Origin of the sequence: Mesorhizobium sp. M2D.F.Ca.ET.226.01.1.1 (genome assembly GCF_004022705.2) — a bacterium.
Taxonomy (GTDB): Bacteria; Pseudomonadota; Alphaproteobacteria; order Rhizobiales; family Rhizobiaceae; genus Mesorhizobium.
Genome location: NZ_RZOY02000006.1, coordinates 314,440 through 339,345, shown reverse-complemented (window position 1 = coordinate 339,345; position 24,906 = coordinate 314,440). Strand labels below are relative to the sequence as shown.

26 protein-coding genes and 1 pseudogene are annotated in these 24,906 nt (G+C 64.5%); 14 read left to right on the top strand and 13 right to left on the bottom strand.

Annotation, left to right across the window (positions count from 1 at the left end):
• Positions 1-27 precede the first annotated feature (27 nt).
• From EN869_RS16645 to EN869_RS16580, 13 genes are all read left to right on the top strand, one after another.
• On the top strand, positions 28-810 hold the full coding sequence (locus tag EN869_RS16645) for an IclR family transcriptional regulator C-terminal domain-containing protein (RefSeq protein WP_127229284.1): 783 nt from the start codon (positions 28-30) through the stop codon (positions 808-810).
• A 375-nt stretch (positions 811-1,185) separates the two neighbouring features.
• On the top strand, positions 1,186-1,911 hold the full coding sequence (locus EN869_RS16635; protein WP_127229283.1) for a GntR family transcriptional regulator: 726 nt from the start codon (positions 1,186-1,188) through the stop codon (positions 1,909-1,911).
• A 2-nt stretch (positions 1,912-1,913) separates the two neighbouring features.
• Positions 1,914-2,948 (top strand): ADP-ribosylglycohydrolase family protein, encoded by a 1,035-nt coding sequence (locus EN869_RS16630; RefSeq protein ID WP_127229282.1) that lies wholly within the window; start codon positions 1,914-1,916, stop codon positions 2,946-2,948.
• Positions 2,945-3,919 carry a PfkB family carbohydrate kinase gene (locus tag EN869_RS16625; RefSeq protein ID WP_127229281.1) on the top strand — a complete coding sequence of 325 codons (975 nt, stop codon included), beginning with the start codon at positions 2,945-2,947 and terminating at the stop codon, positions 3,917-3,919. The genes EN869_RS16630 and EN869_RS16625 overlap by 4 nt, the downstream gene beginning before the upstream one ends.
• Positions 3,920-3,958: 39 nt before the next feature.
• Positions 3,959-5,023 carry an ABC transporter substrate-binding protein gene (locus EN869_RS16620; protein WP_127229280.1) on the top strand — a complete coding sequence of 355 codons (1,065 nt, stop codon included), beginning with the start codon at positions 3,959-3,961 and terminating at the stop codon, positions 5,021-5,023.
• A 29-nt stretch (positions 5,024-5,052) separates the two neighbouring features.
• Positions 5,053-5,922: an ABC transporter permease gene (locus tag EN869_RS16615; protein ID WP_127229279.1), complete on the top strand. Its 870-nt coding sequence runs from the start codon at positions 5,053-5,055 to the stop codon at positions 5,920-5,922.
• Complete coding sequence (locus tag EN869_RS16610) at positions 5,922-6,710, top strand: ABC transporter permease (RefSeq protein ID WP_127229278.1); 789 nt, start codon at positions 5,922-5,924, stop codon at positions 6,708-6,710. Before EN869_RS16615 ends, EN869_RS16610 begins: the two co-directional genes overlap by 1 nt.
• Positions 6,710-7,777, top strand: a complete 1,068-nt coding sequence (locus EN869_RS16605; RefSeq protein ID WP_127229277.1) for an ABC transporter ATP-binding protein — start codon at positions 6,710-6,712, stop codon at positions 7,775-7,777. Before EN869_RS16610 ends, EN869_RS16605 begins: the two co-directional genes overlap by 1 nt.
• Before the next feature lie 83 nt (positions 7,778-7,860).
• On the top strand, positions 7,861-8,949 hold the full coding sequence (locus tag EN869_RS16600; RefSeq protein WP_127229276.1) for a Gfo/Idh/MocA family oxidoreductase: 1,089 nt from the start codon (positions 7,861-7,863) through the stop codon (positions 8,947-8,949).
• Positions 8,950-9,000: 51 nt separating this feature from the next.
• Entirely contained in the window at positions 9,001-9,915 is a 915-nt protein-coding gene (locus EN869_RS16595) for a sugar phosphate isomerase/epimerase (protein ID WP_127229275.1), read from the top strand.
• A gap of 15 nt (positions 9,916-9,930) precedes the next feature.
• Complete coding sequence (locus tag EN869_RS16590; RefSeq protein ID WP_127229274.1) at positions 9,931-11,028, top strand: fatty acid desaturase family protein; 1,098 nt, start codon at positions 9,931-9,933, stop codon at positions 11,026-11,028.
• 27 nt (positions 11,029-11,055) lie between these two features.
• On the top strand, positions 11,056-11,370 hold the full coding sequence (locus tag EN869_RS16585; protein WP_127229273.1) for a MocE family 2Fe-2S type ferredoxin: 315 nt from the start codon (positions 11,056-11,058) through the stop codon (positions 11,368-11,370).
• A gap of 28 nt (positions 11,371-11,398) precedes the next feature.
• On the top strand, positions 11,399-12,202 hold the full coding sequence (locus EN869_RS16580) for a 3-methyl-2-oxobutanoate hydroxymethyltransferase (protein WP_127229272.1): 804 nt from the start codon (positions 11,399-11,401) through the stop codon (positions 12,200-12,202).
• Between the two features lie 127 nt (positions 12,203-12,329).
• Here EN869_RS16580 and hutH read toward each other — a convergent pair whose 3' ends face one another.
• From hutH to EN869_RS34765, 3 genes are read right to left on the bottom strand one after another with little or no spacing between them, the layout of a single operon-like run.
• A complete protein-coding gene (hutH, locus tag EN869_RS16575; RefSeq protein ID WP_127229271.1) occupies positions 12,330-13,811 on the bottom strand; it encodes a histidine ammonia-lyase in 1,482 nt (493 codons plus the stop codon).
• Positions 13,808-14,809 (bottom strand): ornithine cyclodeaminase family protein, encoded by a 1,002-nt coding sequence (locus tag EN869_RS16570; protein ID WP_127229270.1) that lies wholly within the window; start codon positions 14,807-14,809, stop codon positions 13,808-13,810. The genes hutH and EN869_RS16570 overlap by 4 nt, the downstream gene beginning before the upstream one ends.
• Entirely contained in the window at positions 14,806-15,027 is a 222-nt protein-coding gene (locus tag EN869_RS34765; RefSeq protein ID WP_127229269.1) for a hypothetical protein, read from the bottom strand. The genes EN869_RS16570 and EN869_RS34765 overlap by 4 nt, the downstream gene beginning before the upstream one ends.
• 155 nt (positions 15,028-15,182) lie before the next feature.
• Here EN869_RS34765 and EN869_RS35080 point away from each other — a divergent pair.
• Positions 15,183-15,281 (top strand): annotated as a pseudogene (locus EN869_RS35080) (carboxymuconolactone decarboxylase family protein); the annotation flags it as partial.
• A gap of 210 nt (positions 15,282-15,491) precedes the next feature.
• Here EN869_RS35080 and EN869_RS16555 read toward each other — a convergent pair.
• The 10 genes from EN869_RS16555 to EN869_RS16505 all read right to left on the bottom strand — a co-directional run bounded on the left by EN869_RS16555 (position 15,492) and on the right by EN869_RS16505 (position 24,899).
• Positions 15,492-16,379: an amidohydrolase gene (locus tag EN869_RS16555; RefSeq protein WP_167506926.1), complete on the bottom strand. Its 888-nt coding sequence runs from the start codon at positions 16,377-16,379 to the stop codon at positions 15,492-15,494.
• Entirely contained in the window at positions 16,379-17,515 is a 1,137-nt protein-coding gene (locus EN869_RS16550) for a VWA domain-containing protein (RefSeq protein ID WP_127229267.1), read from the bottom strand. The genes EN869_RS16555 and EN869_RS16550 overlap by 1 nt, the downstream gene beginning before the upstream one ends.
• Positions 17,516-17,741: 226 nt before the next feature.
• Positions 17,742-18,623 (bottom strand): MoxR family ATPase, encoded by an 882-nt coding sequence (locus EN869_RS16540; protein WP_127229266.1) that lies wholly within the window; start codon positions 18,621-18,623, stop codon positions 17,742-17,744.
• 8 nt (positions 18,624-18,631) lie between these two features.
• A complete protein-coding gene (locus EN869_RS35505) occupies positions 18,632-19,636 on the bottom strand; it encodes a molybdopterin cofactor-binding domain-containing protein (protein WP_127229265.1) in 1,005 nt (334 codons plus the stop codon).
• Between the two features lies 1 nt (position 19,637).
• Positions 19,638-21,005, bottom strand: a complete 1,368-nt coding sequence (locus tag EN869_RS35500; protein WP_127229264.1) for a xanthine dehydrogenase family protein molybdopterin-binding subunit — start codon at positions 21,003-21,005, stop codon at positions 19,638-19,640.
• Between the two features lie 10 nt (positions 21,006-21,015).
• On the bottom strand, positions 21,016-21,498 hold the full coding sequence (locus tag EN869_RS16525) for a (2Fe-2S)-binding protein (RefSeq protein WP_127229263.1): 483 nt from the start codon (positions 21,496-21,498) through the stop codon (positions 21,016-21,018).
• 58 nt (positions 21,499-21,556) lie between these two features.
• Complete coding sequence (locus EN869_RS16520; RefSeq protein ID WP_127229262.1) at positions 21,557-22,351, bottom strand: FAD binding domain-containing protein; 795 nt, start codon at positions 22,349-22,351, stop codon at positions 21,557-21,559.
• Between the two features lie 12 nt (positions 22,352-22,363).
• Positions 22,364-22,807 (bottom strand): SRPBCC family protein, encoded by a 444-nt coding sequence (locus EN869_RS16515; protein ID WP_127229261.1) that lies wholly within the window; start codon positions 22,805-22,807, stop codon positions 22,364-22,366.
• A 104-nt stretch (positions 22,808-22,911) separates the two neighbouring features.
• Entirely contained in the window at positions 22,912-23,739 is an 828-nt protein-coding gene (locus EN869_RS16510; RefSeq protein WP_127229260.1) for an AraC family transcriptional regulator, read from the bottom strand.
• Positions 23,740-23,900: 161 nt separating this feature from the next.
• The gene (locus EN869_RS16505; protein ID WP_127229259.1) at positions 23,901-24,899 is read right to left on the bottom strand and encodes an ABC transporter permease; all 999 of its coding nucleotides are present in this window, start codon (positions 24,897-24,899) and stop codon (positions 23,901-23,903) included.
• Positions 24,900-24,906 lie beyond the last annotated feature (7 nt).

The following is a 24,906-nucleotide window of genomic DNA, read 5'->3' as shown; positions in this document are numbered from 1 at the left end:
ATCTGACGCGAATTGGGAGTCAACGTCATGGAAGCGGTGGCGGACGATGAGACTGGTTCGCGCGACCATGTCGGATCGCTGCAGCGCGGCCTGGCGGTGATGGAAATTCTCGCGCGCCATCCGGAAGGCATGACCTTGACCGAAATGGCTGAGGAAGCCGGGCTGACCCGCGCCGGTGCGCGCCGTTTTCTGCTGACATTGGTCGCCACGGGCTATGCGACGCAGTCCGGCCGGCTGTTCTCGCTGTCGCCGCGCCTTTTGACGGTTGCGCGGACCTGGCTTGGCGGTGCGTCGCTCTGGACCTTCGCTGCGCCGGTCATGCGCGAGGTGGCCGGCAAATTCGACGAAGCCTGCAATGCGGCCGTGCTGTCGGGCGAGGACGTCGTCTATGTCGCGCGCATTCCAGGGCGCCGCATCCTGAGCGTGGCGCTTGACGTCGGCACGAGACTGCCGGCCTATTGCACCTCAATGGGGCGGGTGCTGCTTTCCGGTTCGGGGGCGGATGAGTTGAAAACCTTCCTTGCTGAAGTCGCGATTGAGCGGCGAACGCCGAAGACGATCACCAGCCGCGCCGCGCTCGGCAAGGCCATCGACAAGGCGAGGGCGAACGGCTTCGCCATCGTCGACGAGGAACTGGAACTCGGCCTGCGCTCGATCGCGGTGCCGATCGTCGATCGCTCCGGCCGCACCGTTGCAGCCATCAACGTCTCGACGCAATCGGCGCGCTTCTCGGTTCAAGCGATGGAACGCGAGATACTGCCGGTGTTGCGCAAGGCCAAGCAGCGGGTTGAGGAGTTCTTCTTTGTTTGATCCTCTGCAACGTCTCGCCCACGTGTGTCGCAGGTAACCATCTCAGCGTCCAATCTGCCGCCAATCGCTAAAGTCGGCGCTGCCCCTCATCGCCCTGCCGGCACTTCTCCCCGTATAGTGACGGGGAGAAGGGGGCTGCCCGCGACGCCGGCACCTGGTCCTGCAACGTTGGCGATTGGCGAAACCGCTGATGAGAGCGTCCCTCTCCCCGTCAGTATACGGGGAGAGGATGCCGGCAGGCAGGTGAGGGGCGGCGCCAACGTTTGAAATTTGGCGTCAGGAGCCCGCTAACGCCGCTCGGTACGAACTCGTTGACTCTATCTCTTTTTTCTATTATTGAACAGGATTATACAGGTTCATTGAACAGGTATCGATATGGCCCGTCGCGCGATGCAGCTTACTCCCGGCACGGGCAAGCCCGAGCAGATCGCGACGGTTCTGGAGCATGAGATACGCTCCGGCCTGCTCGGCTTCGGCGACCGCCTGCAGAGCGAGAACGAGCTCGTCCAGCGCTTCTCCGTCAGCCGCAATACGGTCCGCAAAGGGCTCGAAGAACTGTCGAGCCGGGGGCTGATCACCACCAAGGTTGGCATCGGCTCGTTCGTGACCTTCGACGGCATGCCGGTCGACGATGCGATCGGCTGGTCGCGCGCGCTGGCCAATGCGGGCGCCAATGCCGAGACCCGCACATTGCGGCTGGAGATCATCGAGGACGCGGAACTGGCGGCAAGGCTCGGGGTGGAGAGTTCGTCCTTTATCGCCGTCGACCGCGCCCGCACCAATGCCGATGACGGCCACGCCATCTCGATCGAGCGCAGCCGCCTGCCGCTGTCGCCCGAGCTGGAAGACATTCCCTTGCGCGGCCTGCGCGAAGGCACGCTCCACCAGACGCTGCGCGGGGCAGGGCTCGTGCCCGATCACGGCGAGGAATGGGTCGACATCGAGATGCTGAGCGCGGCCGACGCCACGATCCTCGCCTGCGCGCCCGGCACGCCGTTCCTGCGCACACGCCGCTTGACGCGCGCCGCCGACGGACGCGCCATCGAATTCGTCACCAGCCTGCTCAATCCCGCGCATTTCGCGCTACACCTGGAGTTCTAAGCATGGCAGACGCTGCCTCGATGGATCGGGCAATGGGCGCGCTGATCGGCGGGGCGTTGGGCGATGCGCTGGGCATGCCGACGCAGCTTCTGTCGCCGGCCCGCATCGCCGGGCTCTACGGCCATGTCGAGGGTTTCGTCGCCCCTTCCGAAGACCATCCGGTGTCGAAAGGGCTGCCGGCTGGCGCGATCACCGACGACACCGAGCAGGCGTTGCTGCTTGGCCGCATCCTCGTCGAGTCCGGCGATCGCTTCGACCATGCGCGCTGGGTCAACGCGCTTTTGGATTGGGAGCGCGACGTCAAGGCGCGCGACAGCTATGACCTGCTTGGGCCGTCGACCAAGCGCGCCATCGACGCCATCAACAGCGGCACGCCGCCTGAAGAGGCTGGGCGCGGCGGCGACACCAATGGCGCGGCGATGCGCGTCGGGCCGGCCGGCATCATGATGCCGCCGGAGCCGCTTGACGCACTGGTCGCCAAGGTGGCGGAAACCTGCCGGGCCACGCACAACACATCTATCGCTATTGCCTCCGCTGCGGCGGTCGCCGCCGCAGTCAGCCGCGGTGTCTCGGGTGGCGACTGGCGCGCCGCTTCCGGCCACGCGGCAGCAGCGGCGCGACTGGGTGCCACGGTCGGCCATTGGGTCACCGGCGGCGACATTGCCGCGCGCATCCTCTGGGCGCAGGAGCTTGTCCACGGCAAGGCGGAAAAGGAAGCGATCAAGCTGATCGTCGACCTGATTGGCACCGGCGTCGCCAGCCAGGAATCGGTGCCGGCGGCCTTCGCGGTGCTGGAGGTCGCGCAAGGCGATCCATGGCGGGCTGCCGTGATCGCCGCCAATCTCGGTGGCGACACCGACACGATCGGGGCGATTGCCGCCGGCATGGCGGGTGCCTGCGCCGGCCTGTCGAAGCTGCCGCAGGACCGCATCGCCGAGCTGAAAGGCATCGACATCGCGGAGGTCCGCGCGCTGGCTGCGGATCTGGTCGCGGCACGCGGCTCCAAGGCCGGGCCAGGCAAGGAGGACGCCGCATGAGCGGGCGCCTCGTCCATGTCGGCAGCGCGGTGGTGGATTACGTCTACCGCATTGATGCCTTGCCGGCGGCCGGCTCAGAAAAGACCGCGACGAGCTATGCCCGCGTCGCCGGCGGCGGCTTCAACATGATGGTCTCGGCAAGCCGCACCGGCATGAAGGTGGTGTTCGGCGGCCATCTCGGCACCGGGCCGGACGGAGAGTTCCTGCGCGCCGCTTTCGCGGCCGAAGGCATCGAGACGCTGACGCCGCCGTCGCCCCTGATGGACAGCGGCAATTGCGTCGCCATGATCAGCGGCGATGCCGAACGCACTTTCGTCTCCTGGCCGGGCGCCGAGAGCCGGCTCACGCCGGACATGATGAAGCCGGTCCAAGTCCTTCCGGGCGATTGGGTTTTCACCTCGGGCTACACGCTGAGCTATCCCGGCAGCCGCGATGCGCTCACCGACTGGATCGAGGCGCTGCCGGCCGGCATTCCCTTTGTCTTCGATCCGACACCGGTGATCGCCGATATTCCGCGACCGATCCTGGACAGGGTGCTGGCGCGTACGACCTGGCTGAGCTGCAACACCAATGAAGCAGCCGAAATAGCGGGTGCCGGCGACGTCCAGACCGTCGCAATTCGGTTGCTGGCCGAGCATTGCCCCAGCGCCGAAGGCGTCGTCATTCGCGCCGGCGCGCATGGCTGCCTGGTGCGCATGGCCGACGGGGGCACCCGCGCGGTTCCCGGTTTCGAGGTGGAGGCCGTCGACACGAACGGGGCCGGCGACACGCATATCGGCGCCTTCATCAGCGGCCTTTCGTACGGTATGTCGCCCTGCGAGGCGGCCCGTTACGCCAACGCCGCCGCAGCCCTTTCCGTCACCCGTCATGGCGGGTCCTCGGCGCCGACCCATCAAGAAATCCAGGAATTCCTGACTGAGCGCGGCGAAGCGACGACCGCGCTTGGCCAGGAGGAAGCGACTGCAACTTAACAAGCCCGTCAACCGGGCAAACAATGAGAGGAAAAGAACATGCGCATGCCCAGACTGACCGCTTTCCTGGCGGCGACCGCCGTCTTTGTCTCTGCATTCACGCTGGCAGCACAAGCCGCCGAGGAAGTGCATGTGCTCAACTGGAAAGGCTATGGCGCCGACGAGCCGTGGGCGGTCGCCAATTTCGAGAAGGCGACCGGCTTCAAGGTGGTCAACGACTTCTTCAACTCCGAGCAGGAGATGCTGACCAAGATCCGCACCAATCCGGGTCTCTACGACGTCGTCATGATCAACGCCGCCTTCAACGACCAGGCGATGGCCGGCAAGCTGATCCAGCCGATCGATGTCTCGAAGCTTTCCAACTATGCCGATATCGCCAAGGACAAGGCCGGCTCGCCGATGCTGAACCATGACGGCAAGGTCTATGGTGTGCCGTGGGTGTGGGGCCTGACCGCTATCGCCATCAACGACAAGTCTTTCGACAAGCCGCCGACGTCGATCGCCGAAATGTGGGACCCGGCGCATAAAGGCCGCGTCATCATCCGCGACGACGCCGTCGAGGCGGTGCAGTTCGGCGCGATCGCTTCGGGGCAGAACATCAACGACATCAAGGATATGGAAGCGGTCAAGGCGAAGCTCACCTCGCTGATGCCGCAGATCAAGACCTTCTGGAGCTCCGAGAACGACTGGAACCAGATGGTCGCCTCCAATCAGATCGACATCGGCACCTATTGGAGCGGCTCGGCCGATCGCGCCAAGACGCATTTCAAGCTGCCGGTCTCGCTGGTCATCCCGCAGGAAGGTGCCGTCGCCTGGCTCGACGCCTTCTCGATCCCCGTCGGTTCCAAGAACGTCGCCGGCGCCGAGGCCTTCATCAACTACATGATCGACCCGAAATTCTATGTCGAATGGGTCACCAAGGTCGGCGCGCCGGTTTCGGCCAACACCAAGGCTGTCGACGCGCTGCCGGAGGATGCCTTCAACCGCAAGGTCATGGGCAGCCCCGATGTCGCCAAGCGCATCCAGTTCCAGGCGCCGGTCACCGACGAGCAGCGCGAGAAGTATCTGGCGCTGTGGCAGGAGCTGAAGGTCAACGTGAAGTAATCGGCGTCCTTCGGGGGAGGAGAGGCAGAATGGCTGACCAGCTTGCGATCGGTTCGCGCCGCGGACTGAGGCCGGCCCTGCCGCTTCTCCTTCCCGCTTATCTGTGGCTGACGGTGGCGATCTTCCTGCCGCTGTCGGCCATGGCGTTCTTCTCCTTCATGACCGACCTGCCTCTGGCGGGCAAAGAGTGGACTTTCACGCTCGGCAACTACGCGGCGTTCTTTTCGCAAAGCCTGTATTCGACACTTCTGTTCGCGTCGCTGCGGCTCGGGCTTGAGGTCACGCTGTGGTGCGTCGTCATCGGCTATCCGGCGGCCTATGTGCTGGCCAAGGTGCTGAAAGGGCGCAGCCGCGAGGCGATCTTCCTGCTCGTCATCCTGCCCTTCTGGTCGAACGGGCTGGTGCGCATCTTCTCCTGGGCGATGGTGCTGCGCGAAGGCGGCATCCTCGACACGGCGCTCAACGCGGTGCTGCCGTTCAAGATCAACATCGATCTAATGTATTCCTATCCGGCCGTCATCATTGGCCTGGTGCACTCCTATGTGCCCTACATGGTGCTGACCTGTTATCTGACGTTGCAGGCCATCGACGACTCGCTGATCGAGGCGGGGCGCTCGCTCGGCGCGTCGCGGCGGCAGGTGCTTTGGCGGGTGATCATCCCGCTGTCGATGCCGGGACTGATCGCGGGCGCCGCGCTGATCTTCGTGCCGGTCGTCGGCTCGTTCATGGAGCCGCGCATCCTCGGCGGCCGCACCGGCACCTTCTACGGCACGGTCATCGAGGACCAGTTCGTCGCCGTCTTCAACTGGCCGTTGGGCGCCGCGCTCTCCTTCATCCTGCTTGCCGTGGTGCTGATCATCCTGGCGCTGGCAGCACCTGTGCTGCGGAGGGCCGGCTGATGGCAACGACGCGCATCCTCGAAGGGCTTGGGCGCTTCTACATAGTGCTTTTGCTCGGCTTCCTCTATCTGCCGATCATCATCATGGCGGCGATGTCCTTCAACGCCTCGCCCTTCTACCAGTTGCCGTTCGAGTGGACGACCGACTGGTACGCCTCGCTCTGGCAGAACGACCAGCTGATCGCAGCGACCTGGAACAGCATCGAGATCGCCATCATCACCACTTTGATCTCGACCGTGCTCGGCTCGATGGCTTCGCTCGCGCTCTATCGCTACGAGTTCCGCGGCAAGAAAGTCCTGCAGGCGCTGCTCTTCCCGCCGATCGCCATTCCGTGGCTGATCACCGGCACGGCGATGCTGATCTTCTTCTTCGGCGTCGGCATCGGCCGCGGGCTGGTCGCCATCCTGCTCGGCCATGTCGCGCTGGCACTGCCTTATGTGATCGTCGTCGTCTCGGCGCGGCTGCAGACCTTCGCGCCGGAGCTGGAGGAGGCGGCGCGTTCGCTCGGCGCCAACCAGTGGCAGGTGACCATGCGTGTCACGCTGCCCTGGATCATGCCCGGCGTGATCGCCGGCGGGCTGTTTGCCTTCGCCGTCTCGTTCGACCAGTTCGTGGTTTCGTATTTCCTGTCGACGCCCGGCCAGACGACGCTGCCGGTCGAAATCTATGCCGCGATCCGCAAGGGTTTTACCCCTGAGATCAACGCGGTCTCGACGATCATCATTGTCGTGTCGATGGCGCTGATGCTGCTCACGGCCCGCTTCTTCAAATTCGGCGGAGAGAAATAATGGCTGGCGTCCAGGTCGCGAATGTCTCGCGCAGCTTCGGCGCGCACAAGGCGCTGGATGACGTCTCTATCGATTTCGCCGACGGCGGTTTTTACGCGCTGCTCGGGCCGTCCGGCAGCGGCAAGACCACCTTGCTTCGGCAGATCGCCGGTTTCGACTTTCCCGATTCCGGCCGCATCGCCATCGGTGGCGAAAGCGTCGAGCGCGTGCCGGTCGAGAAGCGCCGCATCGGCATGGTGTTCCAGAACTATGCGCTGTTCCCCAATATGAGCGTCGCCGACAATGTCGCTTTCGGCCTCTCGGTGCGCGGCGAGCCGAAAGCGACGATCGCTATGGAAGTGCAGCGCGCGCTCGATCTCGTCCAACTCGGCAAGCTCGGCGCGCGCAAGCCGCACCAGCTCTCCGGCGGTCAACGCCAGCGTGTCGCGCTGGCGCGCGCCATCGTCACCAAGCCGCGCGTGCTCCTGCTCGACGAGCCGCTCGGCGCGCTCGACAAGGCGCTGCGCGTCGACATGCAGATCGAATTGAAGCGCATCCAGCGCGAGATCGGCATCACCACCATCTTCGTCACGCACGACCAGGAAGAGGCGCTGACGATGAGCGACCGCATCGGCATATTGCGTGACGGCAGGCTGGTGCAGGAGGGACCGCCGGAAGAGATCTACGACCGACCGCAGAGCGAGTTCGCCGCGACCTTCCTCGGTGATGCCAACATCTTTCGTGGCGATGCGACTGGCTCCGGGATCAAGCTTCCGGATGGCACGACGATCGCGGCCTCCACAGGCGCGTCGGTGCCGGCGGGCGCCAAGGCGAGCTGCGCGGTCCGGCCCGAGCGCATCCAGATTTCGACGGGCGCGGCAAAGCCCGATCCAGCCAACGCCAACACGCTTAAGGGCCAGGTCTCGAAGCGCATCTTCGCCGGCAACAACAGCACCTATTTCGTCGACCGTGACGGCCAGACGCTGAAGGTGATCGTCCAGAACACCGGCGCCGAAAGGCTGGCCGAGGGCGAGCCCGTGGTGCTCAGCTGGTCGCCGGACAGCACGGTGCTGATCGCGGCCGCCTGATCTCGCTGATGGGAAATGATGGCGCGGGGCTTGGCTGAGGCCCGGACCAACGCGTTATATCCAGTCCTCGACGGGAGGAATGGATGGCGAGTACAGGTTTCGAGCCTGACGTAAGGGTCCGGGTCAATGACTACCGGATCGGCTGCATCGGCGCCGGCATGATCATGGCCGAATGCCATCTCGCCGCCTATGCGCAAGCCGGCTTTCCGGTGGTGGCGATCGCTTCCCGTACCAAGTCGAATGCCGCGAAGGTGGCGGATCGCTGGCATATCCCGACTGTCCACGACACGCCGGAGCAATTGATCGAGGACGATCGCGTCGAAATCGTCGACCTTGCCTTTCCTCCCGACCAGCAACCGGCGCTGATCCGCCATGCGCTGAAGCAAAAGCATGTCAAGGCGATCCTGGCGCAGAAGCCGCTGGCGCTGTCGGTCGAGGAAGCTATGAGGCTGCGCGACGAGGCGGCTGCCTCCGGCAAGATCCTCTCGGTCAACCAGAACATGCGCTACGACCAGTCGATGCGCGTGTTGAAGCAGATCATCGACAGTGGCGCGCTTGGCGAGATCGTCTTTGCCGAGATCGACATGCACGCGATCCCGCACTGGCAGACCTTCCTGGCCGATTACGACCGGCTGACGCTCGCCAATATGAGCGTGCATCATCTCGACGTGCTGCGCTTCCTGTTCGGCGATCCAGACGAGATCACCACACTGACGCGCAAGGACCCGCGCACGAAATTCGACCATTCCGACGGCATTACCGTTTCGACCCTGCGCTTTCCATCTGGCGTGCTTGCCGTGTCACTAGAAGACGTCTGGTCCGGTCCCCGCCAGGAGGGCTACGACGACGACCAGCACATCAACTGGCGCGTCGACGGCACCAAGGGTGTTGCAAAGGGCACGATCGGCTGGCCGAAGGGCGTCGCCTCTACGTTGATCTACGCCTCGACCGAGACGACGGGCGGGAAATGGGTCAGCCCAAGCTGGGAGACAATGTGGTTCCCGCATGCCTTCATCGGCGTCATGGAGCAACTGCAATATGCGCTGAAGACCGGCACGCCGCCGGCGCTGTCCGTTGCCGACAACGTTAAAACCATGGCGCTGGTCGAGGCCGGCTACCGGTCCATGGCCGAGGGCCGAACTGTCAGGCTGTCCGAAATCCGCGTCGACTGAGGCAGTCGAAAGACGCGGCAACTGAATCGCTTACCCGGAGGACTTCACCTCATGATGCAGGCAGGTATCTTCACAGGCTATTTCCCCTACGGGTTGGAGGAATCGGCAAGGCGCATCCGGGCGCTCGGCTTCAACACCGTGCAGCTCGACCTGCATTTCAAGGACATCGACCTGTCGGCCGGACAGATCACGAAGGACAAGGCGCGGACGGTGCGCGACACGTTCCGCGATCATAACTTGCCGGTCTGCTGCGTGTCTGGCTACACCAATATCATCCACCCGGATAAGGGAGAGCGGGACAGGCGGCTCGCTTACCTCAAGGAGATCATCCGCAACGCGCGCGGCTTCGGCTCGCCTTACGTGATCTCGGAGACCGGCACCTACAACACCGAGTCCGACTGGGTGCATCATCCCAAGAACAAGACCGAGGAAGGCTTCGAGGAATGCCGCAAGGTGATCTCGGACCTCGCCCAGACGGCTTACGATCACGGCGCGGTGTTCCTGCTCGAGACCTATGTCAACAATGTCGTCGGCTCGGTCGAGGAGACGGTGAAAATGTTCGCGCAGGTCGACCATCCTGGGCTTGGGCTATTGATGGATCCGACCAACTATTTCGAGGCGCACAACATCGACCGCATGGACCTGGTGCTGAACCAGGTGTTCGACACGCTGACCGACAAGATCAAAATCGCGCATGCCAAGGATGTGAAGCGTTCGGGCAGCGACAAGACCGAGAAGCACGCCGATATCGGCGACGCGGACGCGCATGAGGGGTTGACCTTCCGCGGCGTCGGCGAGATCGAGTTGCCGGCGCCGGGGCTCGGCGCGCTGAACTACGACCTCTACCTCAGGCGGCTCAGCGAGAAGCATCCGAATATCCCGGTGATCATCGAGCATCTGACCGAGGACGACGTGCCGCGCGCCAAGACATTCCTCGACGGCAAATTCCGCGCGAACGGGCTTTGATTGCGGGGAGGGACGATGACGGTGGCCTCCAGCACCAAGCGCGATTACAGCCTTGTCGGCCAAAGCACGCGCCGGGCGATCGAGACCGGGCTGGCCTCGGCCGAATGGTACCACACGGATGTACCGCGCAAGACCATGAAGGAGCTGATGCAGCGCTCGGACGGCCCGGCGATCCGCGACACCATCATCTGGATTGCCGCAATCCTGGGCTCGGCCGCAGGCATCGTCTGGTTCTGGGGCAGCTGGTGGGTGGTGCCGTTCCTGTTCGTCTATGGCGTGCTCTACGGCTCGTCGAGCGACTCGCGCTGGCACGAATGCGGCCACGGCACCGCCTTCCGCACGCGCTGGATGAACGATGTCGTCTATCACCTTGCCTCCTTCATGCTGATGCGCAATCCGGTGCAGTGGCGCTGGAGCCATGCGCGCCACCACACCGACACCATCATCGTCGGCCGCGACGCCGAGATCGCGGTGATGCGGCCGCCGGACCTCATCAAGGCGGCTTTGGCCTTCACCGGCATCCTCGACTTCCGCTATTCGCTGCCGATTCTGGTGCGCCAGGCCTTCGGCAATTTGTCGGAGGACGAGAAAAGCTACATCCCGCAGATGGAGCAGCACAAGGCGGTGGTCGCGGCGCGCTGGCACATGGTCGTGTACGTCGCGACGATCGCTGTCGCGATCGCGCTTCAATCATGGATACCGCTGGTGCTGATCGGTCTGCCGCGCCTCTACGGCACCTGGCACATGGTGCTGACGGGCCTGTTGCAGCATATCGGGCTCGCCGACAACGTCGTCGACCATCGGCTGAACACCCGCACCGTCTACATGAACCCGGTCAGCCGGTTCATCTACTGGAACATGAACTATCATGTGGAGCATCACATGTTCCCGATGGTGCCCTATCATGCGCTGCCGAAGCTGCACGAGCTGATCAAGCACGATCTGCCGATGCCGAACCCGTCGATGTGGCACGCCTATCGCGAGGTGTGGCCGGTGCTGCTCAGGCAGCTGAAGTACGAGGATTTCTATCTCAAGCGCGAATTGCCGCCGACGGCCAAGCCTTATCGCGGCGAGTTCCATGATCTCGACATAACGGCCGCGGCCGCCGAATAGGCGCCGCGGCAAACCCGGAGACAGACGATGGCGGAATGGGTCGAAGCCTGTGCGGTCGACGACGTGGACGAGGAGGATGTGATCCGCTTCGACCACGGCGGCCGCACCTTCGCGATCTACCGCTCGCCGGACGATGCGTTCTTCGCGACGGACGGGTTCTGCACGCATGAAAAGGCGCACCTCGCCGACGGGCTGGTGATGGACGACATCATCGAATGCCCGAAGCACAATGGCCGCTTCAACTACAAGACCGGCCAGGCCAAAGGCGCGCCGGTCTGCGTCAACCTCAAGACCTATCCGGTCAAGATCGAGGCCGGGAAAGTGCTGATCGATATCGGTTGAGCCGACGAAAGAATGAGGAAACAAGTCAATGAGCCGAAAGAGACCGACTGTTGCCGATCTGCGCGCCATGAAGGGCAAGCGGCAGCTGACCATGCTGCGCGTGCTGACGCTGGACGAAGCCGAGGCTGCCGAGCGCGCCGGCATCGACATCGTCTCGGTGCCGCCGGAACTGGTGCTCAATCCGCAGTACCGCGACGCGGCGCCCAGCCTCTTCACCATGCCGGGCGAGAATTTTTTCGAGATCGGCACGGCGGACGATTTCCTGCGCTGGTCGTTCCGGCTCTACAAGGCCGGCGCCGACGCGGTCTATTGCAGCGCCGGCTACGCCACGATCAAGCGCATGGCCGACGATGCCATTCCGGTGATCGGCCATGTCGGCCTCATTCCTTCCCGCGCGACCTGGACCGGCGGCTTCAAGGCGGTCGGCAAGACCGCGGACACCGCCATGCAGGTGTTCGAGGCGGTCAAGCAGCTGGAGGCCGCCGGCGCCATCGGCACCGAGATCGAGGTGGTGCCGGTGGAAGTGGCGAAGGCGATCTCCGAGCGCACCACGCTGATCATGCTGTCGATGGGCGCGGGCACAGGCTGCGACGCGCAATATCTGTTTGCCGAGGATATACTCGGCACCAATCGCGGTCACATGCCGCGCCACTCGAAAGTCTACCGCAACTTCGCCGCCGAATATGACCGGCTGCAGCAGGAGCGTATCGCGGCGTTTTCGGAATATGTCGCCGACGTCAACAGCGGCGCCTATCCGGAAGACAGGCATAACGTGCACATGAATCCGGACGAGCTCGCGCTGTTCATGAAGAAGGTGGATGCAAAGGTCTGAGCAAGCAGCGTCAGGTACTGCGGAACTGGAGCAATTCCAGGAAAAGTGTGGGCGGTTTTCCGCCTGGAAATTGCGATAAAACAAAGAGATAGAGCGGTTCGCCGTTTCCGTGAAACGGTGGAACGCTCTAGGCCTGCCAGGTTCCGTCGGTAAGCGCGGCGTAGAGTGCGTTGGCGCTGGTCCCCAGCGGCCGGTCTTCCTTGAGCGTCGCGACATGCGTTCGGACCGCCGCATGGATCACCCCGGTTGCCGGGGCCAGCACCAGCCCTTCGCGCAGGTCGACGGCCTGGGCCGCCGCCATCAGCTCTAGCGCGACCAGACGCCGCCACAGCGTGATCATCTCGGCGCATTTGGCGATGGCGAGCGGTGTCTGAGTGGCATGATCCTCGACGCCCTCGGACACCGGCAGGAAGTCGAGCATCACCGGATTGGCCTTCTGGCGGATGCCGCCGAGAATCGCGCTCACCGTCTTCTGCAGTGGCACGAAGCCAGCGGATGCGCCGCCGATCGGCGACAGATATTTCGGCAGGCCATGGCGGCTCGAGCCGGTGAGCTGGATGAAGCGGGCGGCGCAGGCCGCCGCGCACTGGGCGATCGCGATGCCAAGCGTCTCGAAGGCGAGCGCCAGCGACGCGGTATGGAAATTGCCGGTCGACAGCACGAGCGCGTCTTCCGCGAGCACCAGCGGGTTGTCAGCGGCGGCGTTGAGCTCGATTTCGACCGCAAGCCTTGCATGGTCGATCGCCTGGATCAGCGCGCCGTGAATCGAGGGCATGCAGCGGATCGAGAGCGGATCCTGAATGGTGGTCGGCGCCGGCTCCTGGTCGCGGGCGAGCAGCTCGCGCAGAGTCTTTGCGGCCAGCAGCTGGCACGCCGCGGGGCGGGCGACATGCTGGCGTTGGTCGAGAATGGTACGGTTTGCACCGAGCGCCTCCATGGTCAGCGCGGCGGCCTGTTGCTGCTGTTCCATCGCCGACAGCGCGTCGACAAGCGCCAGCGCGCCGGTGCCGGCCGAGACCGCCGAGGCGTTGATCAGCGACAGCCCGTCCTTTGGCGCCAGGCTGACCGGGGCAAGACGCGCCATCATCAGCGCCTTGGCAGAAGGCATGCGACGGCTCTGGTAATCGGCATCGCCTTCGCCGATCAGCGTGTGCGCGATCGCTGTCATCAACACCAGATCGCCGGCGCCGATCGAGCCCAGCGACGGCATAACCGGATGGACGCCGGCATTGAGGGCTTCGACGAGTGCGGTGAAGACATGCGGCGAGAGGCCGGAGCCGCCTGCCGAAAGCATGGCGATGCGGGCAAACATCACTGCTCGTACGGTCTGCATCGGCAAGGCTTCCCCGACTGCGGCACCGCGTCCGTCGAGAAGCTGACGCTGGAAGGCACCAGCATCACCTTCCACCGCTGTGCCGAGATTGGCGCCGAGACCGGTGTTCAGACCATAGATCTGTTGCCCGGCGGCCGCGGCCTCGTCGAGAACCTTTCGGGCCTTGCCGAGCTTCTCGATGACCAGCGGCGTGACTTCGACCTTGGTGGAATTGCGCGCGGCTGCAGCCACATCCTCGATGCTGACACCGGCGCCGGTGAGAACGAGCGGGCTCATGCGAAGCGCAGCCTCTGGCCGATGCCGTTTTCGCCCGCCTTGGCGAGCATGGCCTTGCCGAGCGCGATGTCGGAAAGCGAGAGGCCGCGATGCCAGAACAGGATCGTCTCGTCGTCGCTTTCACGCCCGGCTTTCAGTCCGGCGGCGATCTGGCCAAGCTCGGCATGCAGCGTCGCCTCGCTCAGCTTTCCGGCTTCGACATGGGCGCGCAACGAGCCGAACTTGCCGCCCTTGCACTGACCCCAGTCGTCGACGACCATCTTGGCCATGATGTCGGTGAGCGACAGCTCCACCGCGCTCATCGTGCCATAGGGCACCACCAGCGCGCCGGGCTTGATCCATTCGGTCTTGAGCAAAGGCTGCGGTTCGTTGAGGCGCGAGGCCTCGACGACGATATCGGCACCGTCGACGCAGCTTTTCCAGTCGGCGACGGCGGTGACCTTCTTGCCGAGGTCGGCCGACAGCTTGGCGGCAAAGCCATCGCGGCTTTCCGGCCGGCGCGAGTGGACGCGGATTTCGTCGAAGTCGAAAAGATGGTCGAGCAGCCGCGCGTTCCAATAGGCGGTGCCGCGCGCGCCGATGTGGCCGAGCACCTTCGAGGTCTTCTTCGCCAGATGCTTGGCGCCGATAGCGGTGACGGCGCCGGTGCGCATGTCGGTGATGACGGTGGCGTCGAGGATGGCGCGTGGCGTGCCGGTGCGCGGATCGAAAAGATTGAGGATGCCGAATTCGGACGGCAGGCCGTGCTTGTAGTTGTCGACATAGTCGCCGACGATCTTCACGCCGGCGGCGTCGAGCGGCGCCACATAGCCGCGCAGCACGTTGAAGTGGCCGTGGAAGGAGGGGTCCGGTTCGAGGTGGACGCGCGGCTCGATCACCGTCTCACCCTTGCCTTGCGCGACGAGCCCGGCTTCGACGGCGCCGATGATCTCGGCATCGGTCATGGAAAGCGCTTCGATGTCGAGCGCGTTGAGGTAATCGATGTAGATGGGCTTCATACATTGTCCTCGGCCACCCCGGCTAATCCATAACAGGCGAAAGGGCGACACGGAAGTTTGTCGGATAAGCTCTGGACTGGATCAGGCTTATGCTGTTCAACCAGCGCGTCGCCAGGGGTGAGGTCTTGCCCGACCATGTCGACTTCAGAATCACCTTTGTCGCGATGGGCCTGCTCGGCCTTTGCGGCGGCGATGCGTTTCCTGGTGTTGCCGGCCAATGCCGGCGCCGAAGTCTCTGAGCATCTCGAGGACAAATAACATCGGGCCTAGTGCGCTTTGGGGACGCAAATTCCTTCTCCTCCAGCATCCTGGTCTGCCGACAGGGCCGCATCGTCGAGGAGTTCCCGCGGGCGGAGGCGACGGAGGAGAAGATCACCGCGAGCTGGTGTCGATCATCGGGCTCGCGGGTCAGACCAACCATCTGGTCACCGCTATGCAGATACCGCTCGATCCGCAGTTCGAGGTAAAGTGAGGCGCCGACTTCCCCTTCTCCCCTTGTGGGAGAAGGTGGCCGAGCGAAGCTCGGACGGATGAGGGGTGTTGGACGGAGTGCAGCGTACAAGATCTAAGATGCTGGAAGCACCTATTTTCTAAGGTCTCACTCCGCTGGAGCACCCCTCATCCGTCTCGGCGCTGCGCGCCGATCCACCTTCCCCCACAAGGGGGGAAGGAAGAAGCCGAGCTACACCGGCCGGTAGACCTTTTCCGCCGTATTCCAGAAGATGTCCGCCTCGGCTTTCGCACCGTGCCTGCCAACCGCCGCGCGGTGCGCCTTGATCAGTTCGGCATGGCTGGTCCAGAGTTTTTCGATCGGGAAGTTCGAGCCGAACATCAGCCGGTCGCTGCCGAGGATTTCGATCGCGTTGTCGACGATGTAGGCGATGAGTTCCGGGTCGTTGCGGTGGACGAACGTGCCTAGCCCCGACAGCTTGGCGTAGAAATTGGGCGCTGTCGAAAGCGTGCGGAGACCCGCCTTCCATGCTTCAGTGGTTTCAGGCTCCATGCCGGTCAGCATGCCGGCATGGGTGAGGATGAAATTCGTCTGCGGGTTCTCGCCGACCAGCGTCAGCCCGTCCTTCATTTGCGCGGGGAAGAGTTGGAGGTCGAAGGAGAGGCCGTAGTCCTTCAGCCGTGCCACGTTCTTCCGCACCTTCGGATCGATCACCTGATCGGCCGAGGCGGCGAAGCGGAAGGCGGGCGTCTCGTGCCAGTGCAGCTGCATGCGCAGGCCGCGCAGCAGTCTGTATTTCATCAGCCGGTCGATCTGCGGGCGGACGTCGTCGACCGTCATGTCGGCATAGCCGACGATGGCGTGCGGCCAGCCGGTTTCATCCGCGGTCTTCTGCAGGAAGGCGACTTCCTTCTCGAAATCCTCCTTGGCCCAGTTGGTCTGGACATAGATGGCCTTCTCAACGCCCGAGCCCTTCTGATCTTCCAGGAATTCGGTGATCGGATAGTCGCGGCGGATCGGCTCATAGGGGCCGAAGATGCGCGGCACCATCGGTCCGACCAGCCAGGGCTGATCCTTTTGGCGCCAGATGTGGAAATGCGCGTCGATTGCCTTCTGCATCACGATACCTTCTTCCAGATGGAATCGGCCGCAGGCGCCGGGCGGGCGAGCGACAGGATGAAATCGAATAGGCTCTTTTGCGACGAGCCGTCGACCAGGTCGTCCAATAAAGGCAGGATGGCGCGCAGCGCCGACGTCGCCGGGCGAAAGCGCGGATCACCGGCGAGCGGAGTCGCCAGCGACAGCCGGAAGGCGCGGGCGCCGAGGCGACGCATCGCGGTTTCGAGGTCGGCATGGTCGCCGCGCTCCAGCGCGTCCGACAGGATGACGACGCAGGCACCGCGCGCGAAGGCTGAAAAGCGCGGCACCGACAGGAAGGCGAGCAAGGTCGGCCCCATGCGGGTACCGCCGTCCCAATCGTCCACCGACACTGCAGCACGCGCCAGCGCCTGGCTGCGGTCGCGGATGCGCAACGCCGACGTGATACGGGTCAGCCGCGTGCCGAAGGTGAAGACTTCGGCACGGTCCGCGCCTTGCACCGCAGCGTGTGCCAGCTTGAGATAGTCGGCGGTTTGCAGTTTCATCGAGCCTGACACATCGATGAGCAGCAGCAGTTTTCGCGGAACGGCCTGCCGGCGGCGGAGTTGCGGGGAGGGAATGTCGCCATCGGCACTGACGATTTCGCTGAGCGAACGCCTGAGGTCCAGCGTGCCGCGCGAGCGGGTGCGGGTGGTGCGGAAGGAACGGCGCGCGGGCAGGGCGGAGGCGAGCTTGCGGCGGAACTGGCCGAGACCATCGGCGTCGCGCTGGAAATCGCGGCTGCTCAGCTGCTCGAGCGCCGAGGAGAGCTCGCCGCCTTTCTTCTGGTGAGCGACCTGGTTCTCTTCCTCGCGCGTGCCGCGATCATCCTTGATGCGGGTTTCGTCGTCCTCTTCGCCTTCGATCGAAGGCCTGGCGTCGCCGTAGAAATAGCTGCGGAAAAGCGCCTCGAATTCGCCGCGGCGATCGGGCGGGGGCGCCAGCGTTGCAAGAGCCGCCTCGCGGATGTCGTTCATCGAGCGGGGGCCGAGCAGGGTTACCGCCTGCATGAAGCTGGTGACCTGTTCCGGGGCGATGGCAAAGGCGTGGCGGCGGAGCAAACGGGCGAAGCCGAGGAAGGGCTCGGCAGCGGGGCGCAGGTTTTGCGGACGCCTCATTCCTTCGCACCCCCCTCTGTCCTGCCGGACATCTCCCCCACGAGGGGGGAGATTGGCAGCTTGGGCGGTCCGCTCAATCTTGCGGCGTTGAAAACTAGCGAAAGCCCGTGTGACGTCTGATCTCCCCCCTTGCGGGGGAGATGGCCGGCAGGCCAGAGGGGGGTGCTGTCCCGCCAGCGCTGCGCATTGGACCTGAGGTATCGCGCTAGCGCGTTGCGATTGCTCATCACGCCAGCGCCTCCTCGACGATCCTTCCGAGCTCCGGCGCAATTGCGGACAAATCCTCCTCGTCCTTGATCAGCACGCCGATGGCCCGCCGAAAGGCCTCCGGCCAGGGACTGCCGCCCTTTTCGAGGATGGTCGCGGCATTCGCCCATTCGACCGCCTCGGCGATGCCCGGCGGCTTGGCCAGCGGGCGTGCGCGGATTTCCTGCACGGCGTTCGCCACCGCGCGGGCGGTCGCCTCGGCGACATCGCCGGTGCGCAGCACGATGATCTCGGCCTCGCGCTGAGCGTCGGGATAGCCGATCCAGTGGTAGACGCAGCGCCGGCGCAGCGCCTCGGCCAGCTCGCGCGTGCGGTTCGAGGTCAGGATGACGATCGGCTGCGTTGCCGCGCGGATGGTGCCGCGCTCCGGAATGCTGATCTGGAAGTCGGAGAGGAATTCCAAGAGCAGCGCCTCGAACTCATGGTCCGAACGGTCGATCTCGTCGACCAGCAGCACGCGCCGTTCAGGTGCGCGCAACACCTGCAGCAGCGGCCGGGCGATCAGAAAACGGTCGTCATAGATGTCGATCTCGTGCTCGCCGGCATGGCGGATGGCGAGTAGCTGCCGCTGATAATTCCATTCGTACAACGCATGCCCGGCGTCGATGCCTTCATAGCATTGCAGCCGCACCAGCTCGCGGCCGAGTAAATCGGCGACCGCCTTGGCGGCCTCGGTCTTGCCGACGCCCGGCGCGCCTTCGAGCAACAGCGGCTTGCCCAATCGGATCGCCAGGAAGATCGCGGTGGCGAGGCTGTCGTCAGCCAGGTAGCGCGAGGCGGCAAGGCGCGCGGCTATCGCCTCCGGCGAAGCCGCGACCGCGACGGGGTCGGCGTTTGCCATCTTCCCGCTCAGCCCGCGGCCTGCGCCTTCAGCGCGCGCAGGATGCGTTCCGGCGTGATCGGCAGCGTATCGATGCGCACGCCGACCGCGTCGAACACGGCATTGGCGACCGCGGGGATCTGCGGGTTGGCGCACATCTCGCCCGGACCCTTGGCGCCGAACGGTCCGTCGGCGGAAGGGCGCTCCAGCACGATGGTCTCGGTCTCGGCCAGATCGCCAAGACCCGGCATCAGATACTGGTTGAAGTCGGTGCCGCCATGGTCGCGGTTCGGATAATAGGGCTCGGTCGTCTCGTACAACGCGTGGCTGATGCCCATCCAGGAGCCGCCGACCAGCTGCTGTTCGACCATTTTCGGGTTCAGCGCGCGGCCGATCTCGAAGACGTTCTTCACCGTCAGCACCGTCACCTCGCCGGTCTCGTCGTCGACCTCGACCTCGGCCACGGTGCAGGCATGGGCGTAGCAGGTCGAGGGCTTCATCGCGCCGGTTTCCTTCTCCGGATAGGAGCGCGGGATCAGGAACATGCCGCGGCCCGAGATCGAGCGGCCGCGCTTGAAATGCGCGGACAGCGCGACGTCGAAGATCGAGATCGATTTCTGCGGCGCGCCTTTCACCTGGATGTTTCCCTGGCCGTCGGTCTCGAGGTCGGACGCGTTCACCTCCAGTTCCTCGGCCGCCACTTCCAGCATCACCTGGCGGGCTTCCTTGGCCGCCTGGATGACGGCGTTGCCGGCGCGGTGCGTGCCGCGCGAGGCGAAGGTGCCCATGCAGTGCGGGCCGGTGTCGGTGTCGGCGGTGTCGACAACGACACGGTCGGTCGGCACGCCGATCGTCTCGGCACAGATCTGCGCCATGATTTGCTTCATGCCCTGGCCGAGATCGACGCTGGAGAGCGTCACCATGAAATTGCCGGTCGGCGTCGAATGGACCAGCGCCTGGGTCGGGTCGCCGCCGAGGTTCATGCCGGTCGGATAGTTAATCGCGGCGACGCCGCGTCCACGCCGGATCGCCATCTCAGGCTCCCTTCCTGTAGGAGGACATTGCCATGTATTTCTCCGCCACCGGCCAGTTGGCGACGCGCGAGGCTTCCTGCATGCATTCGATCAGCGCAGCACCCTCGGTCGGCTGGCGATGCGCCTTCATGTCGCCGTCGCGATAGGCATTTATGAAGCGGAATTCGAGCGGGTCCATGCCGATCAGCCGCGCCAGCTTGTCCATCTGCACTTCCAGCGCGAAGTCGCCGATGGTGACGCCGAAGCCGCGCATGGCCGACGAAGGCGTGCGGTTGGTGTAGACGCAGTAAGTGTCGATCCAAACGTTAGGGATCGTGTAGGGGCCGGGATAGTGCGCGGCACCCTTCTGCGCGCCGTAGGGCGAGTGGCGCGAATAGGCGCCGGCATCGGTGTAGCCGGTCACCTTGCGCGCGACGATGCGGCCGTCCCTCATGACGCCGTCCTTGATGACGACCTTCTCGGCCGCACGCGGCGAGGAGATCTGCATCTCCTCCTCGCGGCTGTAGACGAAGGAGACCGGGCGTCCCGTCAGCTTGGCGCCGAGAATGGCGATCGGCTCGACGATGACGTCGACCTTGCCGCCGAAGCCACCGCCGACCGTGCCGCCGACGAAATGCAGCTTCGAGCCCGGCATCTGCAAGATGATCGAGGTGTTGTCGAGGGTGAAGAACATCGCCTGCGTGTTGGTGTAGCAGGTGAAGCGTTCATTGCCCTCCGGCACCACAACGCAGCCGGTCGTCTCGGTCGGCGCGTGCTCGATCGGCGAGGATTGATAGGACTGCTCGAGGATGTGGTCGGCCTCGGCAAAGCCCGCCTCGACGTCGCCGAAGCGCACCTTGCGGCACTCGCCGCTGTCGTAGAGATAATAGTTCTGGCCGTGATATTCGTTGACCAAAGGCGCGCCGGGCTTGAGCGCTTGCTCGATGTCGAAGACCGCCGGCAGCACTTCGTAGTCCACCTTGACCTTTGCGACGGCTTCCTGCGCGGCGCGTTGGGTTTCGGCCAGCACCGCCACCACGGCCTCGCCCTTCCAGCGCACCTTGCCGTCGGCGAGCACGGTCTCGTCCTCGGGACCGACCTGGATCAGGATCAGGATGGTATAGACGTTGTGCGGCACGTTTTTGGCGGTCAGCACGCGCACGACGCCCGGGTGCTTTTCCGCCTCTGACGTGTCGATCGAGCGGATGCGGGCGTGATGGTGCGGGCTGCGCACCATCTTCAGATGCAGCATGCCCGGGAAGTTCCGGTCGGCGAAATAGGCGGTCTTGCCGGTGACGTGTCCCGGCGAATCGAGGCGTGGCCGCGGCTGGCCGATTTCGTTGAGGCCGTCCTTGCGGACATCGGCGAAATAGTCCTTGCGCAGTTCCATGGCGATCCCCTCAGGCGGCGTTCTGCGAGCTGGCGCGTGCCGCCGTCAGCACTGCCTGGATGATCGGTTCGTAGCCGGTGCAGCGGCAGATGTTGCCGGACAGCGCCTCGACCACCTCCTCGCGGCTGGGATTGGGCGTGCGGTCGAGCAGCACTTTTGCCGCCATGATCATACCAGGCGTGCAGAAGCCGCATTGCGTGGCAAAGGCATCGAGGAAGGCGCGCTGCAGCGGATGCAACACGCCGCCTTCGGCAAGACCGGCGGTGGTCTTGATGTCGGCGCCGCCGCAGGTCTCGGCCAGCGTCAGGCATGAGAGTTTCAATTCGCCGTCGATGATGACCGAGCAAGCGCCGCAGGTGCCCTGGTGGCAGCCGCCCTTCGGCGAGGTATCGCCGATCTTGTCGCGCAGTGCGTTGAGCAGCGTCGTGCCGCTCTCGATGAATTCGGCTTTTTCGGAACCGTTGAGCGTGAATTGGACAGGTACTTTCGCCATTTTTCCTCCCTGCGCGCCTGCCCGAAGAACCGAACAGACGCGCGTCCCCCACGGATGTTCAACTGAGCAGCAGCCGGCCGAGATGGACCGGCAGCACCTCGGCGCGATACCAGGCGCTGGCGATCGGGTCGGTGATCGGCGCGATGCCTTCGCCCGCGGCGGCCAGCGCCGGCGCGATCTCCTGCCGCGTCAGCTTGCAGCCGAGCAGCGCTTTCTCCGCCGCGGTGGCCCGCATCGGCCGATCGGCCATGCAGCCCAGCGCGATCCGCGCCGCGGTCACCGTGCCGTCTACCGTGCGCTCAAGGAGCGCGGCGATGCTCAGCACCGAGACGCCCTTCGGCTTGACGCGTGACACTTTCAGGAAGCGGAAGCTCTCCGCCTTGGGCAATGAAAAGCCGACAGCGGTGACGATGGCGCGGCTGGTATCGCGGCCGGCCAGAAAAGTCTCGATCGGCATTTCGCTGTCTTCAGTGATGACGGTCGCGTCCAGCGCCAACAGCGCCACCGCAAAATCGCCGTAAGGGGCAGGGGCGAACAGGTTGCCGCCGACGGTCGCCATGTTGCGGATCGCCGGCCCGCCGACAGCGCGCGCGGCCGGCGCGAGCGCGGTAAGCTCCGGATGGCGTAAGATAGCGGCCATGGTGACCGAGGCGCCTAGCCGGACGTCGCCGCCGGAAACCGCGATCCGCGAGAGGCCAGGATCGGTGACGCGGACAAGGCTGGAGACGGAGACATCGCCTTCATTGGCGGCGCGGACCACCAGCGTGCCGCCGCCGAGATAGCGTGTGCCGGCGGCCTGCAAGGCGGCGTTGGCGTCTTTCACGGTCGAGAAACTCCGCAGCGCAAGCGACATGGCGGGCTCCCGTCAGCTCTGGCCGGCGAAATGGGCCTTCAGGGCGTTGAAGCCGCCCTGGAAGACATTGGCGCCCATGCCCTCGGCCAGCTTGTCGGCCTCCTCGGGGGCGGCATCGAAGCTCGCCGTCCATTCGGCATAGGTGCGATTGCCGTCGGTGACGCGGCGCAATTGCAGCGTCGCCTTGTGATTGGTGAGCGGCTGCGGCGTCTCGAGGATGGAGTAGCTGACCAGGAAATTCTCGTCGGAGAAGTCGAGCAGTTTTTCACGCAATGTCGCGCCGCTGACCAGCTTGAAATTGCGCACGCAGCCGATGGTGGTGGCGTCCTTGCCGTCCTCGATAAGGCTTTCCACCATGCGCGGATGCCAACTGGGCAGGCCGTTGAAATCGCGAATGCGCGCCCAGACCTCTTCGATCGGGGCGTCGATGACGCTTGAAATGGTGACTTTCGCCATGGGCTCGCTCCCTCGCAGTGATGAGGTGAGGCTAGAGCGGTCGATCAAGCGGTGCTTATCAATGCGTCTTGCAGGCGTATCAACCGGTCGGAAAAACAGGCGCTTTAGGCCGTTGCCCGCGCGGCTTCACGGTAGAGTGTCGGCGGCACGCCGACATGGTCACGGAAGAAGCGCGAGAAATTGCCCTGGGTGGTGAAACCGAGATTGCAGGCGACCGAGATCAGCGGTGCTTCGGACCACTGCAGTTGGCGCACGGCTTCCTCCATGCGCAGCGTGTTCCAGTAAACGTTCGGCGTCAGGTTGGTCTGTTCCTTGAAGAGCGCGAAGAAATGCGGCCGGGACAGGCCGACCGAGCGGGCGACGTCATCGAAGGAGATGCGCTCGCAGACATTGGCCTTCATCAGCTGGATAGCCTTGCGGACGCGGAAGTCGAGCATGGTGTTGATGCGCGCGCGGGCTATCTGCGGCGCCGAGGCGTCCGCGGCGTCGAGCACTGAGTCGATGAAACGCTCGATCTCGTAATTGGCGATGTCGTCGATGCTTTCATTGTCGGTGAGATGATCAAGCAGGTTCGCCGCCGCCTGGTGCAGCCAGGGCTCCAGCGTGATCGCAGCCTGCGTGAACAGCGGTGCCGAGGAGGGCAGGTCGCGGCGCCGGCGCGCCCAGTCAGGATCGATGTAGAAGGCGAGGAACAGGCCGGGCCTGCCGTCATGCGACAGCGCGTGGCTGTGCGGCTGGAACGAATTGATGCCGGCTGCCGTGCACGGTCCAAGCCGCACCGTCTCGCGGCCGATGGTCATTTCGCCGGCCGTGCCTTCCAGCCAGATGATGAGATGCGCCTCGCCATGGGCATGGGTGACGAAGTCGTTGGCGACATTCAGCACGGAAACATGTCCGAACCGGCCCCAATAGAGCCTGATCGCGTCCGTCATGGGTATCGTTCCTCCCGCGGGCGACTGGCCTCCCTTCGTCCGCCGGGGAATAGTGCGGCCGGGGTACGGCCGCGTCAAGGCAAGCTGGGCGCGGCGGAACTTGCGCGCAAAGCGCCTGGACGGATTTTCAGACTGAGCGATAGGAACCGAACCGAATAGCGCTAGTCGCTACGCCTGAAGTTGCGGATGCGGTCGAACAGCACCGCCAGAATGATCGCGCCGCCGATGAAGGTGCCTTGCCAGAAGGCGTTGATGCCGAGCAGCCCAAGGCTGTTGCGGATCACCTCGATAAGGGCGGCGCCGACGATGGCGCCGAGCGCGGTGCCGACGCCGCCGGCAAGGTTGGCGCCGCCGATGACGGTGGCGGCGATGACCTGCAGCTCCATGCCGGTGCCGAGATTGGTGGTGACGGCGCCGAGCCAGCCGGTCTGAATGATGCCGGCGAGGCCCGCCGACAACGCCGAGATCATGTAGACGGCAACCTTGATCTGCTTGACCGGCACACCGGTCAGCGTCGCCGCATGCTCATTACCGCCAATGGCGAAGATATGCCGGCCGAACTTGGTCCAGCGCAGGGTGAAGCCGGTGATCAGCGCCAGGATGATCATGTAAAGCACCGGATTGGCGATGCCGAAGACCCAGGCGCCGCCACCCAATGCCAGAAGCTTCTGGTGGTCCGGGCCAAACTGGAAGACCACGGTGTTGTTCGAGGCGACCATGGCAAGGCTGCGCGCGACCGAGAGCATGCCGAGCGTCACCACGAATGGCGGAAAGCCGATATAGGCGATGAGCACGCCGTTGAAGGCGCCTATCGCGAGCGCCGTGATGATCGTGGCCAGGATGCCGATCTCGATCGAATAGCCGGCATGCATGGTGACGGCAAGCACCATCGAGCACAGGCAAAGCACGGAGCCGACCGACAGGTCGATGCCACCGGTGATGATGACGAAGGTCATGCCGAGCGCGACGATGGCGACGAAGGTGACGTTGCGGGTGATGTTGTAAATGTTCTTCGACGTGGCGAAGGAATCGGTGGCGAAGGACAGGAACAGGCAGGCGAGGATGACCGCGATCACCACCCAGAAGGTCTGGTTGGCGAAGAGCCGCGACAGGAAGGTGTGCTGCTTCTGCGCGATCGTCTGGTCAAGGGTAACTGCCATTATCGAC